The sequence below is a fragment of the Cupriavidus sp. H19C3 genome (assembly GCF_049393815.1).
Taxonomy (GTDB): Bacteria; Pseudomonadota; Gammaproteobacteria; order Burkholderiales; family Burkholderiaceae; genus Cupriavidus.
Genome location: NZ_CP184986.1, coordinates 1,665,934 through 1,681,597, shown reverse-complemented (window position 1 = coordinate 1,681,597; position 15,664 = coordinate 1,665,934). Strand labels below are relative to the sequence as shown.

The 15,664-nt window shown below is 65.7% G+C and carries 9 protein-coding genes; 2 read left to right on the top strand and 7 right to left on the bottom strand.

Annotated features, from left to right (window positions below):
- The first annotated feature begins 561 nt into the window (after nucleotides 1–561).
- Nucleotides 562–2,775, top strand: coding sequence for an HrpF/NolX family T3SS translocon protein (locus DFLDMN_RS27080; RefSeq protein ID WP_423198827.1), 2,214 nt, complete (start codon nucleotides 562–564; stop codon nucleotides 2,773–2,775).
- A 100-nt stretch (nucleotides 2,776–2,875) separates the two neighbouring features.
- On the opposite strand, the gene DFLDMN_RS27075 is transcribed toward DFLDMN_RS27080, so the two are convergent.
- The 3 genes from DFLDMN_RS27075 to DFLDMN_RS27065 form a co-directional block, all read right to left on the bottom strand.
- Nucleotides 2,876–3,340 (bottom strand): lytic transglycosylase domain-containing protein, encoded by a 465-nt coding sequence (locus DFLDMN_RS27075; RefSeq protein WP_423198826.1) that lies wholly within the window; start codon nucleotides 3,338–3,340, stop codon nucleotides 2,876–2,878.
- A gap of 28 nt (nucleotides 3,341–3,368) precedes the next feature.
- Nucleotides 3,369–4,838, bottom strand: coding sequence for a hypothetical protein (locus DFLDMN_RS27070; RefSeq protein WP_423198825.1), 1,470 nt, complete (start codon nucleotides 4,836–4,838; stop codon nucleotides 3,369–3,371).
- A 176-nt stretch (nucleotides 4,839–5,014) separates the two neighbouring features.
- Nucleotides 5,015–5,524, bottom strand: a complete 510-nt coding sequence (locus tag DFLDMN_RS27065) for a MarR family winged helix-turn-helix transcriptional regulator (RefSeq protein ID WP_423198824.1) — start codon at nucleotides 5,522–5,524, stop codon at nucleotides 5,015–5,017.
- Nucleotides 5,525–5,693: 169 nt separating this feature from the next.
- On the opposite strand from DFLDMN_RS27065, the gene DFLDMN_RS27060 reads away from it, so the two are divergent.
- Nucleotides 5,694–6,182, top strand: a complete 489-nt coding sequence (locus DFLDMN_RS27060) for a nuclear transport factor 2 family protein (RefSeq protein WP_423198823.1) — start codon at nucleotides 5,694–5,696, stop codon at nucleotides 6,180–6,182.
- Between the two features lie 224 nt (nucleotides 6,183–6,406).
- Here the strand turns inward: DFLDMN_RS27060 and DFLDMN_RS27055 are convergent, their stop codons facing one another.
- The 4 genes from DFLDMN_RS27055 to DFLDMN_RS27040 form a co-directional block, all read right to left on the bottom strand.
- Nucleotides 6,407–7,579, bottom strand: a complete 1,173-nt coding sequence (locus tag DFLDMN_RS27055) for a hypothetical protein (protein ID WP_423198822.1) — start codon at nucleotides 7,577–7,579, stop codon at nucleotides 6,407–6,409.
- A 196-nt stretch (nucleotides 7,580–7,775) separates the two neighbouring features.
- The gene (locus DFLDMN_RS27050; protein WP_423198821.1) at nucleotides 7,776–11,744 is read right to left on the bottom strand and encodes a hypothetical protein; all 3,969 of its coding nucleotides are present in this window, start codon (nucleotides 11,742–11,744) and stop codon (nucleotides 7,776–7,778) included.
- A 213-nt stretch (nucleotides 11,745–11,957) separates the two neighbouring features.
- Entirely contained in the window at nucleotides 11,958–13,001 is a 1,044-nt protein-coding gene (locus tag DFLDMN_RS27045; protein WP_423198820.1) for a phosphoribosyltransferase, read from the bottom strand.
- Nucleotides 13,002–13,243: 242 nt separating this feature from the next.
- Nucleotides 13,244–15,508 carry a hypothetical protein gene (locus DFLDMN_RS27040; RefSeq protein WP_423198819.1) on the bottom strand — a complete coding sequence of 755 codons (2,265 nt, stop codon included), beginning with the start codon at nucleotides 15,506–15,508 and terminating at the stop codon, nucleotides 13,244–13,246.
- Between the last annotated feature and the right edge of the window lie 156 nt (nucleotides 15,509–15,664).

The window sequence follows — 15,664 nt, the reverse complement described above, 5'->3', positions numbered from 1 at the left end:
GCCGGGCCATGGCCGATGCTTACTCGTCGCTGTCGGGATCGGGCGGTTTGTTCTTGCGCGCCTGCGAGATGATCATCTGGCCCACCTGCAGCACAAGCTGGGTCATGGCGCTGTTGAGCACGGACGGGTCGGTACTGCCACCCGAACCCGCGTTGTTCGGATCGTTGGGACCGTTCGGGCCATTGGCACCATTAGGACCATTAGGACCGTTGGATCCATTAGGACCGTTCGATCCATTAGGACCATTGGGCCCGTTCGATCCGTTCGGCCCTCCCGCATTGTGGCTGCCCGAAGGCGGTGGCGGCGGCGCATGAGAGCCGCCTCTGGAAACACTCGGCATGATGTGGTCATGGCATGGCGTGGATGGAGTTTCGACAATAGAAAGCCGTTCCCCGTCATGCATGCCTCACCGCGAAGCCATGATGGCGTCGCGCGAAGCGATTCGCGTGCGGCCGCTGCATTTCGCATCCGGCCCGTCACCGCATCGACATGCCTCCCATAATTTTCGGTGAGCCCCGGCCTGTGCCGGCGTCATTCACGTCAGCTTATCGAGAGGCAACGATGGATATTCGAGTCACCACGGCGGATCGCCCGGACGCAACCCTGCCGCCCACCTCGGTGGATGAACCACCTGCCGACACCACTGCCATCGATGAGCAGGTCGGCGCCATGTTCCGCACGCCACAGGCGCCCGGGCGCGTGCTGCTGCCGACGCAGTCGGGAGCGCTCCACGACGTCGCCACCGCGCCGGTTCAGCTGGGCGCGGTCGGGCTGGCTGGCAACGCGATCCACGGTGGAACCGTGATGCCGCTGATGCAACGTGAATTCGAGCCGCTGCCGAACCTTGCCAATGCCACCGTGATCGCGCGCAATACCGTCGTCCCCGACGGCCGCGAGATCGCCAATCTGTCCGCTGTTCCGGACCTCCCCGCGTCGTCGCTCCATCTCGCCAGCGCGTTTGTCATTCCGCCGGATACCGGGCGGCCGGTGGTGCCGTCGCAGGTGAACACGGTGGTCGAGCAGCCGCCCGTGGACGCGCCGCCGCCGGAACAACCGCCCGAGTCGCCACCCCCGCCGCCGCAGCCCCCCTCGTTCGGCCAGGCCGCCCGCACGCTCTACAACTGGATGGATACCGATCCGTCGATGCAGGGCAAGAACCTGAGCTACGACGACGTGGTGGCGCTGGCGGGCGACGAGAGCGCGCCGCCCGAACTGCGCGCGGCCGCGCAGGCGATGACCGCCGACGGCGGGGCCCAGTTCAAGGACCGCCTCGGCGGCAAGGATAATATTGCGAGCGGCAACGACTTCGCCAAGTTCGTCGCCAACGACGACAGCACGCCGCTGAGCGACGCGGATATCCAGACCGTGGCGGTACTGGGCCGCCATCAGAAGGATCTGCCGAAGCACGAGAAGGACATCCAGGCCAAGATCGACGATCCGAAGACCCCGGAGGATCTGCGCCAGGCACTGCAACAGATGCAGAAGAACCCCTCGCTGATGGCCATGATCGATGCCGGCAAGAACGGCAAGGTCGACGGCAAGTTCTCGGGACAGGACATCACCAGGCTGACGGAGCGTCGCGGCGAGATTCGCGAGTTCAACCAGCAGCAGGCCGCGATCTTCGTCGACAATTACATTCCGTCCGACGATACCGAAGAGAATCCGAAGCCGCGTCCGATGACGCAGAACGATGCGATGCGCGAGCTGTATCGCTATTCGGATTACCTGCCCAAGAACATCTCGCACGAGACGCTCGAAGACATCGTCAATGGCACTGGTGGGGTCGGCAAGGCGCCGCCGCAGGTGATCGCCGCCGCGCAGTACATGCTCAAGCATCCCGATGCCTGGAGCCAGGTCGCGCCGGGCGGGTCGATCTCGCGCGGTCACCTGTGCGACGCCATTGCGCAGGATATCAACCTGAATCCCGACGAGCGCGAGACCATCAAGACGCTGCAGGACAATCGCGGCACGTTCTTCGATGGCGGCACGCTCAATCGCGACAAGCTCCAGAAAATCGCCAACGATCCGAATGCCAGCGAGGCGGTGAAAAAGGCGGCCAACCAGCTGCTCAACGATCCGCTGCTGTTCGGCATGCTCGACAACGGCAAGCGCGGTCATTCCGGCGATCCGCTCCACGCGGCCGACGACGGCAAGATCAGCGGCGATGACCTCGACAAGTTTGTCGACAAGCTCAAGACCAGGAACGATCCGCCGCCTGAGGTTCCGCCGTCGCACGAGCCCGCCACGCCGGAAGCCCAGGCCGCGGCGTCGGCGATGAGTGCCGGCACCCAAGACCAGCCCGAGGTCAAGAAGTCCAAGGGGGGCGGCTTCATGAAGTTCCTGCAGGGCGTGCTCAAGGTGTTCTCGAAGATCGTCGAGATCGTCGGCCAGGTGGTCAGCGCGGTGGTCAAGATCATCCCGGGCGTGGGCAACCTGATCGCGGGTGCGATTTCGGTGGGATCGAGCTTTATCTCCGGCCAGCTCAAGGTGGCATCGGTGGCGGCTGGCGGTGGCAGCAAGGAGGAAATCCGGGCGGCCGAAAAGGAGGCCGGCCTCGACCTCGCCGGTGCCGCGATCGGCGGCATTGGCGTGCCGGGCGCCGGCGCATTTGTGAAGGGCGCGGTCAATGTGGCCGAGGACGCGGTGGAAGCCGGCGCCACGCGCACGGTCAAGGAGGTGCTGCCCGAAGCCATCAAGGATACGGCCAAGGACCAGGTCACCGACGTGGTCTACGGCGAGGCCGACAAGGCATATCACAAGGCGGCCAACGGCTGAGCGCTGGCGCTGGCAACAAAAAAGAGCCGGGCTTTGCCCGGCTTTTTGCTGGCCTGTGTGACATCGGGGCTGGCGCGCACACCGGGGTGGTGCGCGCTCGTCACCGTGCGGCGACGTCGTAGCCCCAGCGCCGCAGCACGGCCTGTACCTTGGCCGCATAGCCGTCGCGCAGCACGGGCGTCGCCGAATGATAAGCCCCCACGGCGGCCCATGTGTTGCCGTAGCGATCGACCTGCTTGCGCAGATGCCAGGCCGCGACGTAGACGTTCTTGCAAGGCTCCATCAAGGTCGACGCGTCGACGCCATACGCCGACAGTCGGCGCAGATGGATCGAGTTGATCTGCATCACGCCGTAGTCGATCGAGCCGTTCTGGTTGACATTGCGGGCATCGGGACGATTGCGCGATTCCACCCAGGCGATGGCGCGCAGCACATGCGGGTTGACATGATGGTACGCGGCGGCGTCGTCAAAGCAGTCGGCGCGCGCGGGCCCGCAGGCCAGCAGCGCGCCTAGCGTGGCCACCGTGGCCAGGCCGTGGCCACCCACTCGAAGCGGTCGCGGCATGGCGAACGACACGCCGTGGTTACGGCTGCTAGCGGGTCGCATCGGCTGTCAGGGCTACCATGCTCTGGCCACGCTGGGTGTCGGTGTTGGCAATCTGTTGTGCCTGCTGGATCAGCGTGCTTTGCATCTGTGAATGCGCGACCGCTTGCATCCCCTGCGCAGCCGGCGGCAGGTCGGACGCGGGTGGTGTGGCGGGTGGCGTGGCGCCGTTGGTTGGGGCTGCGCTGTAGGCCGGCGGCGCATGCTGCGATGCCGGGTCGTGATAGGGGGGCGGGACCAGCGTATCGTCAAGGTGCACGTCGTGGCGTGGGCGCTGTCCGTCGATCAGGTTCCGCGGCGCGGCCGCTTCGAAATGGCCGCCCATGTCCACGACCATCACGTCGCGCCCATGGGGCACCTTCGCACCCGCGCTTTCGATATGGATCACGCCCCCGGCATCGGAAACCGTGACCATGCGCATGGGCGGCTCCACGCCGAGGCTACCGTTGATCAGGTCGACGATGGCATCGGCAACCTTGCCGTACGCGGGCAGCTTCTCGCCGGGCTTGATACCCAGCGACGGGTCTTGCTCGATGATCTCGCGAAACTGGTTGACGAGCGCGGCATGATCGCTGTGGTAATCGCCAGTGGCATGCTGCATCAGCGAGATCAGCAGGCAGTTGTTGACCGCCCACGCCTCGTCGCGCGGCAGGGGCGCGTTCGTGGCGCGCTGTTGCGTCTTGCCGGTGTTCGGGACCAGTGCTAGGCCGTTGGCGTTCAGCACCAACTCGATGCGGTCCGTACGCGTGGCCTCGGCCGACAACTCCTTGTGGTACGCGTGCGGGTCGGCGGCATAGATTTCCTGGATCCAGGGTTCCAGTGCATCCAACGGCGTCATCGTGGGAGGAAGCGAGTCGACGTCACGCAGCCGCTTGAGCGTCTGCGCGACCGCCTGTTGCTCGTTATGGACCCGTGCGGGGTCGATGCCGTGTGTGCCTGTCGCCGCGTCCTCCCGGCTCAGCTCGATCGCACGATCGAGGACTTCCCGCTCGCGCGCGCTCATGGGTGGCTCGTAAGGTGGCGGCTGGTGCGGCATGGGATGGGGATCCTGCCCCGGCGTCACGCCGGCCGCATCGAGGTTCGCCTGAATCTGATTGAGCCGGTCATGCAACGCCGCGCCGATCGGATCATGGTGCGGACGAGGCCCGAGATGAAACGGCGTCGGTGCCACGGGTATCCGCGGCTGATATGCGGCATAGCCCTGCGCATACGGGTGGAAAACCGGGGCGCTCGCAGGCGGCGGCTTGCGCGGGCGGCGCTGCGGCTGCGGCTGTGGTGCCGAATGGTATTCCTCCACCACGGTGTAGGGCGACAGGCCGGCATTGTGGAACATCTGCGCCGCCTGCTGTTTCGCATACCACCTTGCTGGCTTCCGCAGGAAACGAGGGACCTGCCGCGCAAAGTCTTCCGCGACGGTGTCCTCGGGGCGGTGATGGGTAACGACGATTACCTTGGGCATGATCGGCCTCCCTGTTGCGGCGCCGACGGCGCCAGGTCGTCCGCCGCACTACGCCTTGGACGCCCGGCCAGCATAGCGGCGTCGCACGCGCGCCAGCGAGATCGACTTCGCTGTCGAGGTCGCGGCTTCGCATGGGATGAGGCCGGCGCGATGGCGCCAGAAAAGCCAGGTTCGCTTCAGTCAGCCTCCAGGGCTTCTTCCACTGGGCAGGCGTGGCACGATTGCCGGTCGCACAAACGGCACACCTGGTACGCCGTATCGACGTCCCGTACCAGGCTCGCCAACATTTTCTCCGCCAGGCGACCAAGCGTGTCCTTCTCGTCGCGACTTAACGACATCAACGCACACGCGATCCCGGTTCGCCTCGCCGCCAGTATGGCTGCGAAACTCGCCTCGCCAGCACGCGTGAGGTGCAGAGCCACAGCCCGCCGGTCCACGAGACTTGCGCGGCGCTCAACATGACCGTCACCAGTGAGACGGTCCACGAGTCGAACTGTCCCGGGATGGGAAAGGTGCAAAGCGCGGCGTAGCTGTTCAATAGTGAGCCCCGGTTCATGGCCGATTAACGCGATCGCCGCCGCGGCCGGTCCGGGTTCTGGGGCTTGTGCCTGCGTATCGGCGTGCAGGTGGTCAGCCAACGCGAGCGCCAGCGCGCCCACGACGTTTTCGATTTTGCATTCTTTCATGACGAAATATTATATGCGCAGCGCATGCAATTCAAGGTCCCGTGATATATGCTTCGAGCATACAAACATTGCGCAGCGGATGTGATCCGTGATGGTTGGGCCAGGCGCCCAGCGAGACCGCTGTAACGTGCGAGGCCCGTGGCGACTGCCCAGTCCGGCCGGTCTCGACGTGGCCCTGCGAATGTTTGTGGCGTTGATTGAGGTGGCCGCGCAACTCGGTTTGGCGTCCCGATCACTCTTTATTGCTCACCGAGAAAACCTTGGACCGACGATGACTTCACACATCAAACCGATTGCCACTAGCGAGTACGACGCCGTGATAGCAGCCGCGCAGGCCTATATCGACGGCTACCGCGCAGGCGACATGTCAGAGATCGAGCGAGCTTTCCATCAAGACTCGATCATGTGGGGCTATAGCGGCGAGGAACTGCTTCAAGGTGCGGCAGTGCCGGTGTTCGCGAGCTTTTTCGATTCGCTCGGGGCCTCCCCAAACGTTCGCAGTCGTCTCGATATCCTGGCTATCGCGCCCACGGCTGCGGTCGTGCGCGTCGACATGGAGAATGATGTGATAGGCGCGAGCTTCCATGACTATCTTTCTCTTCTCAAGATCGATGGTCAGTGGAAAATCATTTCGAAGGTATTCCAGCGTTATTCGTAATAAGACCGCGCCGTTCATCGCGGCGCCTCTTGTACCTTTACGGGAAGTTGAGCCTTTAGCGGCGTACAAGGTTGTCGGCATCGTCGGGAGATCCTGTCCGGCGTGGCGCCCACCTTGAGAGCTCCCGTTTTTGCATCCTGCGCGACGGCAGTGAACCAACAAAAAGCCCCTTCCAGGACCAGTTGTCCTGGAAGGGGCGGAGCCGGGCGTTGGTACCGGCGGATTCAGACCTCGGCCTGCGCGCTGTGCGGCGAGGACGGCCGGGATGCTACGCGGGCCTGCTGGGCGATTTCGATCAGGTCCGGGTCGGTTACGGCTGTCTGGTAGCCTGCGAGTCCCGCTTCCAGATCCGGCGACAAGGTAGGAGGGGCTTCGCTCGACTGAAATTCCTTGATGGACTTGCGTGCGGCGAACCAGGTAAAAAGTGCCCCCATGGTGCCGAGCCCGGCGAGCAACGAGCTCATCGCCTCCTTGGCCATAAACAGGTCGGGATTAGGCTGGGTCACGCTTGCCAACCCGTCGGCGAGCATGCTGGCCCCGCCTGCCGCCACGCCACCGCCCACACGAGCCCGGAGATCTTGCCCGTCCCATTTGGCGGTGACCGGGCTGTGGCCCTTGGCCAGATAGCGATTCGAGAGAGCCTCCGCCGTGAAGCCGCCCACCGTCGATGCCGCGATATCGATCGCGTAAGCAATGGCAGCATCCGACATGGCGTTTTTCTGCGGCGGAAGAAAGCTGCTCCCGAACGCTTTCATTGCCATGTACACGCCGAAGGTGACGACGAACATGGCCTGCTTGGATCCTTCCTTATCGGCTGCTGTCGGCGCCATCGCAACCGCGCCGCCGACCGCCTGCCGCACTCGCTTGGCGTTGTGTTCCACAAGATAATGGGTGGCACCGAGCGCCGCCCCCCCGAGTACGTTGCCAATCACCGCGCCTACAATTTCTCCGTACCGCTCTCCGGATGCGCCGCCCGCGTGCGCGCCGATGAGTCCGGCAACGGCCGGTGTCAGGTCCTGAAACGTTTTGCGGGCTACGCCCCAGCTCGCCCCGCTGACGATTGCCTGCTGCGCGGCTGACGACAGGGCGGCAATCGTCGCGTCCCGGCGGGATAGCACCGCGCGCCCGCCTTGCGGCGGGGCGGTCGTGGCCATTGCCTGCGCGGGCGGTGTAGCCGGGGCGTCGCTGGGCGTGAATTGGGGCACGGGACGACGTCGCATAGTGGATGATTGTGAGGACGCAGTGCTGTTGCGCGCGGTCAGCCCTTGCGGCACGTTCGCGGCGTTGCTCGAAGCGCTGCCCCTCTGCGCAGGACTTTGCGCGGACGTGGATGGCATGTCCTGAAGCGGAATGTCGGTGCGGGACGAGGAGTCGGCGCGTGTGACGGAGGATGGCATCTGGGTCTCCTGATGTGGTTGTGTTGAGCCCCCAGAATATGCGACCCGTTGCCATGGGCGCGTCGCCGATCCGAATCCGTGTACGCGGAAGCGAAACCTGCTCGCATCCGGTGTGGCGGACGGAAAGGTTCTCTCTCCCGAGGGAGAGAGAACCCGACGCGCGTGACATCGCCGCGCATCGTGACGTCACGTGCCGTCAGGCTTCGACACTGGCATCGGCCCCCGCCGCCACGCGCCGGCGCACGCCGCCTTGCGACACGAACGCCTGCGGGGCAACGTTGGTCGAGTGCTCGGCGGGTGCCTCGCTGGCCAGCATCGCCTCGAATGCCTCGCGGCGTTCTGCCACTGCGGGATCGCGGAACACACCGAGGTAGTTGTCCGTGGCGACCTTTCTGGACACGTCCCTGCTCCCGGGGTCGTACTCGCCCAGCGCGTCGAAGATGTGGTACATCGGCGTCAGCACCTGGGTATTCATGGCGTAAGCGGCATCGCCGTGCGCCTTGATGCCCACCGCCAGCGCATCGGTGCCGAACAGCAGGCGGTCCTGGTGCTGGCGGAAGATATACAGCCAGTTATTGCCGTCCTCGCCATGCTCGCCGGTCATCTCCATGAACGCTTGCCGGACGTCGGCTTTCTTCATCTCCGTCGACACGACCGACTTGAAGTTGGCGAGGGCCTCGAAATAGATCTCGGCGATTTCCTCCGCGCCGACGCGATCGAATGCGGCCAGGGTCTTGCGGTTCAAGTCATCCGACTTGTCCGAGCGGTTGCCCAGTTCCGTAAATGACTTGTAGGCACGCAGCAGGTTCTGGATGCCCTCCCGGATCGGCGGGGAGACATTCCGGCGCGTAAGCTGGTCATACAGGTTCTCGAGGATGTCATGCCCGATGAAATCCCACGACAGGTCTAGCGACAGTACCGGCTGGCCGTTGACATTGAGCCTGGGATCATTCAACAGCGAGTCGAGCTGGCGGGTATGCGTGTTGCTCTCCGCGGTAAAGCGCGAAATCCCCGCGCCGTGGGCCCAGACGATCTTCGGCACCATGGGTGGCGGCGCATCCGCGCCGTCGAGCGCCATCACGTCGCTGCTGCGCCATTGGGTGCGGCCCGCCCATTGGGCGATCGCGTCGAACACCTGTTGGGCATAGAGGTCCTTCTTGCCCGCGTCGCTACGGTCGCAATGCAGAATCAGCGGCAGCCCGGCGTTGGCGCACGCGTCGAACAGCGCCTGGGTTGCGTCGCTGTCGATCTGGGGATTGTGCGGGTTCTTCGCGCTGATGATTTCCTTCTTCAGCGTCACTTCGCCGACGGCCTTGAATACGCGAGGATGCGCGCGCAGCCGATTCTTGAGCTCCTGCATGATGTTGGGGCCATTGGTCACGTCGAAGCCGGTAATGCTGAGGTCGAACCGATCCTTCTGCTCGTCCGGCAGATGCCCGTACTGCGCAGCGAGCGGAAAATCGTGATCCCGGTAGTCGATGTCATGCTCCGAGTTCGCGTAGTACTTGCGCTCGGCAGTCGGGTTGTACACCTGAGAGGGAATGCCGGCCAGGTTGGTGATACGGATGTTATTCCGCTTCATGTACTCGACCAGGTGCGAGAGCGAGTTGATCCGCCCCGAGTAGCTGGTGGGGTGGAAGTGCGCGTCGTTCTGTTCCGGAAAAGCGAGATCGGCCAGATTGGCGTCGTTCGGCAGACTGAGCGCGCTGGCCATCAGACCGCGGTGGACTTCCGGCATCTGTGCCTGGTCGCGTTCGAGCGCCGTCAGCATATCGTCCGCCGCCTTGGCCAGCGACTTGCCACTTTCGACTGGAAACTCGCGCCTGACAGTGGCTTCGAACTGCTGGGGCAGAGCGGCTTCCAGGCGCTCCAGCGTGACCCGCTCCCGCACGCCAGGATCGGCTTCGATATCGATGGTCGCCGCGTCCACCGCCGTGCCCGCTGCCGGTGCGGTGCCGGCGACGGGCACGGCATCGCTTGCCCGCGCGCGCAAGTCGTCGACCGCTCCGAGAAAATCGGCCGGCGTGAAATGGCCGTGCGCAAAGGCCTCCGTCATGTCCCGGCCGATTGCCTGGAGTTGCTGCGGGTCGTGCGTGGTCGCCAGACGCTGGAGGAACTCCTGGGGCGTACGGCGCTCGCCCGCGGGCGCATCGCTCAACTGGTTGCGAAGCATCAGGACCTTGGTCTGCGCAATGCCCGGCACCTGGTCGCGGAATGTGCGTTGCAGAATGTCCTGGATGCCCTCCAGCAGCCGGGCCTTGTCCTCACTGTTCACGGGCGTATTCATGATCGCCGCGACGTCGCGTGCGAGTACGCGCTGATGACCATCGGGAACCAGGCTCTTTACCACGTCGATCGCGGATTTCTTGCCGAGCGTGAATTCACGCACGTCGTGGATGAAGCGGTGTGCATTGCCGCGGCGATCGAGTTCGCGCAGTGCGGCGAAGGTGGGCATCAGCGTCGTTGCCATGGCCATGATGTCGCCGTTCGGCGTAGGCCGCCCGTCGCTCGGGTTGGCGCGGTACATCGCTTCCAGCATCAGCGCCTCCACATCACGGATGCGGTTGCCGATGTCCTGCAATTCCGGCTGGATGGGCGCGTTCCTGGCATAGTTGTTCTTCGCCGTCTCGATCGACGCCGCCGCCGCGTTGAGCTTGGTGATCAGCCGGCTTTCCGTCCCGCTGAGTTCGGGCTTGCTGCCTTGCAGCGTCGCCGCGGCTGTGCGCAGACCCGCGATCATGCGATCCGCCTGCGCCAGGCCGTCCGGGTTGTGTTCTGCCTTGCCGCGCAACGCGGCACCGCTGAGGACGCCAAAGGCGTCGTCGAAGTCGCGCTTTGCATGCGGTGCATCTGCCGCCGTCAGCCCCTCGTGGATGTCCATGCCAACCGTGTCGAGCAGATTGTCGAATTCATTGACGGCCGCGGCGCGGATCTGTCGGGACAAGACATCGCTCGCGGCGATGCCGAAGCGGTTGGCGTGCTTGGCCGGATCGCCCATGATGAAGGTGAACAACCCGCGCACGGCATGCGCGATCAGCAGGTAGGCGGCAACGCCGCCCAGCACCGCCGCCACGTTCTGCTTTGCCTCGCCGTCGACGGATTTGTGAGCGCTCTCGCGGATGAGTCCATACAGCCCTGCGCCGAAGACGCCGCCAATCACCCGCGAGGTGATTTCCTGGGCCTTGATGGCCCAGGTGGTACGGTCGGCACGCGGCGAATCCTTCTGCAGGTAGATGCCGTTCGGCAGGGTGCGGTTGTGCGCGGTCTCGGGAAGATTCTTCGCGTCTTCCACGCCATTGCGCATCAGCGTGAACTTGGCCCCGCCCGTGATGGCGGCTTGCCCGACCAGACTCATGATGGAGCCCGCCACGAGGCTTCGGCCAATCTGACCGCCTGGGCTGTCCGCGATCGTCGAACGCACGCTCAGCGTCCCGCTGACGAGCCCGTACAACGCGAGGTTCGACATGGCCACCAGCAAATCGCCGGCAATCGACTTGTAGGTGCCGACATTGGCCGAATCGCGCCCGGCGAGCCGTAGCTGCGCGGTTGCGCCGCCCGCGATCCGCTGCGTGAAGGAGGCGGCTTCGGCCGCCGGTGCGGCCATGACAGCCAGGCCCAGCGCATAGACCAGCGCCTGATAGCGCTCGGGCACGTAGACGCTGGCCAGCGTTGGAAGGAAGAAGCTTGCCAGATTGTTCATCAGCGCACCGGCGACGTTACCCAGATACTGCCGGGCGGACGGATTGGCCGCGCTTGCCGGTGCCTTCGACAACTGGCGCAGATGCGTGGTGACTTCCGTCAGGTACGCCATCATGGCTTCGTCGCGCGCCTCGAGCCTCGCCTCCGAAGGATCGCTGTCGTATGCGCGCTGGGCTTGCTCGGCCTCGCGCTGCCTGGTAAGCACGGCGGCCGGTAGTTCGCTGTGCGCGGTGTGGTCGGCGTTGGCGGGAAGGCTGGCCTGCAGCGGGCGCGGCGTACGCGTTTCGCGCGTGTCGCCCGCGGCGCTCGCCGGACGGGACGCCAGTGGCACGGGAGACTCGGCACGGCGCCGTGTCGACTCGTTCGACGCGCGCTTGTCGCCTTGCTTCGACTTGAGTTCGAATTCCTCGAATGGCGGGATCGGGCCGGTGCTGCTGCTCGATACGGCTCCAGTGTGATCAGGCATGCTTGACTCTCCTTGTGCGAAATGGCGCGCGGCGCGGGCGGGTCCGGCGCCGTGGACGACGGCGTGGGTCCGTCGTGACACGAGTATTCGCAAATCGCATGGCGCGGGGCGGGCGCGTTCCGAAGCCATACGCGGAAAAGCGAAGCAGCAATGGAAAAAATGATGCACTGCGATAGTGCTTCGGCGGGCAACGATGTGCCCATGTTTAGGGCACTACCGGGACGGTGACCATTGCCGGAATTCGTTGCCGGCATGGCTTTCGCGGACGTCCACCTCGGCTGCGGACGCGTCGCGCATGGTGGGCGCATGCCACGTGGCCGCATGGATCAGCATGCCGCTTTGCTGCATTGCATCCCACCAGATCACGCGCAGCAGCGGCGCCTGTTTCGCGATCATGAGCGCCTGTACCGGGTCGCTCTCGATAAAGTGCGTCACGCCGCAGTGCCGTGCCGCGGCGGCCTTGTAGATGGCGGTGGCGGCGGGCCCATCGTCGGAGGTAGCGGGGTGGCCTGGCCGCATGACCAGGCGCAGGTGGCCAAAGCCATGACGATGCAACCACGCCGCGGTACGCGCGCGGTCCACTTCCGGTCGTCCGGTAATCACCGTGCTCACGTTGTCGAGATATGCGGTGGGAACAATCTCGAACGGAAGCAGGTCATCACGCTCCCGGAGGGCGGCTGCCAGATCCTCGTCATAGCGTGATAGCGGGACGTCGGGCAAGAGGATGCCATCGAGGTCGATGCCATACGAGGCGTACTCATGGTCCGCGCCCATCGTTGCGCTGCCGCCGGGCTGGGCCCGTTGCCAGTCTTCGCGATAGCGCGCCGTGCAGGCCTGGCGTTCCCACGGGAACATCGTAAAGAAGCCTCGCGCGTCGTGCGCGTAATCTGGCCGGATGCGGCTGATATCGTCGAACGCGCCGGTCAGCGTCTTCACCAGCAGGCCATGCGCTTCCAGGAAGTCCTTGCAATCGGTCAGCGTAAAGCCGCGGCCCGCGATGTCCTCGCATAGCAGCACCTTGGCGCCAGGCGGCGGCAGGGGAGTGCCGGACTGCCACGCGACCGCACGCGTGCGGCGATCGTAGCTGACGAAGGCCACTGGCACGCCGGTGGCATGGGAAACCATCAGCGCCAGCGGCGCACCGCCGCGCAGGATGCCGATGCTGGCGTAAAAGCGCTCGGCGCGCAGCGCGGGTTGCAGTGACTCGATCCAGTGGTCGAGCTGATCGTAGGTCAGGGTCAGCAGCGGCTTGTTCATTCGTGCCAGGTCTCAAGGCTCGGGCCGCTTGTCACCGATGGTGGCAAACGCGCGGGTCCGGAGCGATGGCAACGGTAATCGAAATTGTCACCCCGATGGTGGCGCCGGGCGCGGGCGATACGTTGCGTTACGTAGCGGGCCGGCGAATGCGCGCGCAATCGTGCCAATCGGCATTCCGCGTGGCGGCATGCGCGCCGACGTTGCGCCGGCACGCCATTCGCGCACGCGGTCCGGCATGCAGGTCAGGCATCCGGCGGCGCCGTGGGCGGAGCCTCACCGGCGCCCTCCGCATGGTTGCCGTCCATTGCCGCCGACAGGCCGAGCACAACGTTGGCCATGGCCATCTGCCGCTGCGCCGCCTGCATCGCCGTGGCGGCCTGCCGGTTGGCCGACCACGCCCGCGAACTGCCGAGCAGATCGAACGGCAGCGCGAACACACCGTAGAACGTTTGCCGCCCCAGCGACATCCTGGGCTCGGCTTCCTTGCCATGGTTCTTGATGGTGGTGGTCGTGCCCTGGCTGTAGGCGGCAATCGCGCCGAGTCCTGTCCCGGCGACCGCCAGGCCGCCGATCGTGGTGGACGCCAGATGCGAGGAGCCGTCCGCCGCCGCAGCCACGATGCGGCCTACCGAAGACGCGGCAAAGCTGCCGAAGCCGAACATGTGGAAAGTCTGGCCGAGCCGCTGCGCCACCTGCGTTCCGAGTTCATCCGCGTTCAGGTTGCGCCAGCTGTCGCGGCGAACGCCCGGCAGCAGCGCGGCGGCATTTGTCGCCAGGGTCGTGCGCGCATGCCCACCCTCCGACAAGCCGGCGAGATCGTTGTCCTTGAGCCTGGCGCGGTCGCGCTTCATGGTGGCGATGGCGGCGTCGAGCGCCGCGTGCTGCGCGCTGGACGCCGGCGCCGCATCGCGCTGCGCCTCGACGCGCGCGATCTCGGCGTCGAGCGACTTGGTCACCCGCTTGACCAGCGATTGCGCCGGCGAAGCGATCAACCCGCGCAGCTTGTCCTCGTCGATATCGTCGGCGGTGACGGTTTCGCCCGCAGCGATGCGCCGATTGCCGTCCTCGGTGAAGAAGTCGCCGTAGATCAGGTTGAGCGCATTCTTGTAGTTCACCTTGGCAACCTCGTCGTAGCCGGCGGAAATATGCTGGAAGCCCGTGAGCGCGAGGGCACCGAAGGCCTGGATGACGGCGATCGTGCGGGAGTCGAGCCGAGCCACGCGCTGCGCGAGGCCCGCGGCGACGGCGGCGGCTTCGCTCTTCGGCACGCCGGAAGCGAGGCTCACCAGGCCCTGGAATACCGGGCGCAGGATGCGCGAGATGGACTGGAAGCGGCTGCCGATCTGCTGCCGGGTATGGCCAGCCTCTGTCATCAGCACCCCTTCGTGCAGATCGCGCAGCGCGGTCAGCGCCTCGGCAAATGCGCGGGCGGAGGCCTGCAGCCGCTCGGCATCCGCATCCCCGCGATTCGCCTCCAGCCATGCTGCCAGGCGGGCCTCGTCGTGGCCCGCGGGCTGCGCGGCGTTGTCGCGGGAACCGGAGGGAATGCGCGCAAGCACGGTATCCAGCGCGTCGGCGAACGCGCGCGCGCTGTCGTCGAGCCGCGCGGCCTGCGCCGAGGCACGCGTGGCGATCCCCGGTAGCCATTCCTTGTGATGGATATGGTTCTTGTCCACCTGGATGACCGGGCCGTTGCGCTCCGCGGTGTGTTCGACGAATTGGACTACCACCGGCTGTTGTACCGCGTACATCGGTGTCTGTAGCGCACCGGCGATGACCATGCCGGTACCGGTGCCGACCCACGGCTTGCCGGTGCCAGCCGACAGGAACGGCGAGACGAAAAACTGCCCGAGGTTGGCCAGCAGACCGGCACCGGGATAGATCGTGCCCGATACAAAAGCGGCGTGATGGACCTGACGGATATCCGCTTCGTTCAGGCCCTGGGCGCGGTACCAGTCGTCGCTGTGCCGCGCGGCATTGGCCATCATCGTGCGGTTGCCGACCGCGCCATCGCGCCGTTGCAGGCGCAACGTATTGACGAGTTCCGCGGCGGCCTGCCGGTCGACCGGGCGGCTCCGGCATTCGCCAATCGCATGTTCGAGCGCGCCGAGCAGGGTGTTGGTATCCGCGGTGGAGGCGGTCGGGTACGACGACAACCGCGAGCCCATCGCCGAAGGCGTCGCGCGCGTCGGGCGCGGGCCGGTGGCGCCGAGGCCGGCTTCGAGGTCGGCGGCCGACGCGGAGGCTGCAGTGATCTCCCCGCTCGCGGCCGGGTTGCCGCCGCCCAGGCCGAACGCCCTGAGCAGACGCCTGCCGGTCGACTGCGCCGGCGGCGTGACTTCCGGGGGGCGCGCGGTGCGCGTGGGCAGCACCGCCAGTTGGGCATCGACGCTCCGCGTCGATGCCCGGCCCGAACGCGGCGTGGCGCGTTCGTCTTGCCGCAGGTCACCCGTGTGGGCGTGGCTGTCTGTCGCCGCGGGGGTGCGAACAGAAAGGGAAGTGGGCATGGGCGTATCCAGTGGTAATCAAGAATGCGCCCGAGACTACGAATGCCCGATGTGAGTTATGTGACAGCGCTGGCGTGCCGGCACGAGAGCGAGGGTTTGCTTCGTCCGCGGCGGACTGGCTTCGTTTCCGGCGCCATGCGGCATGCGGGCCAGTCA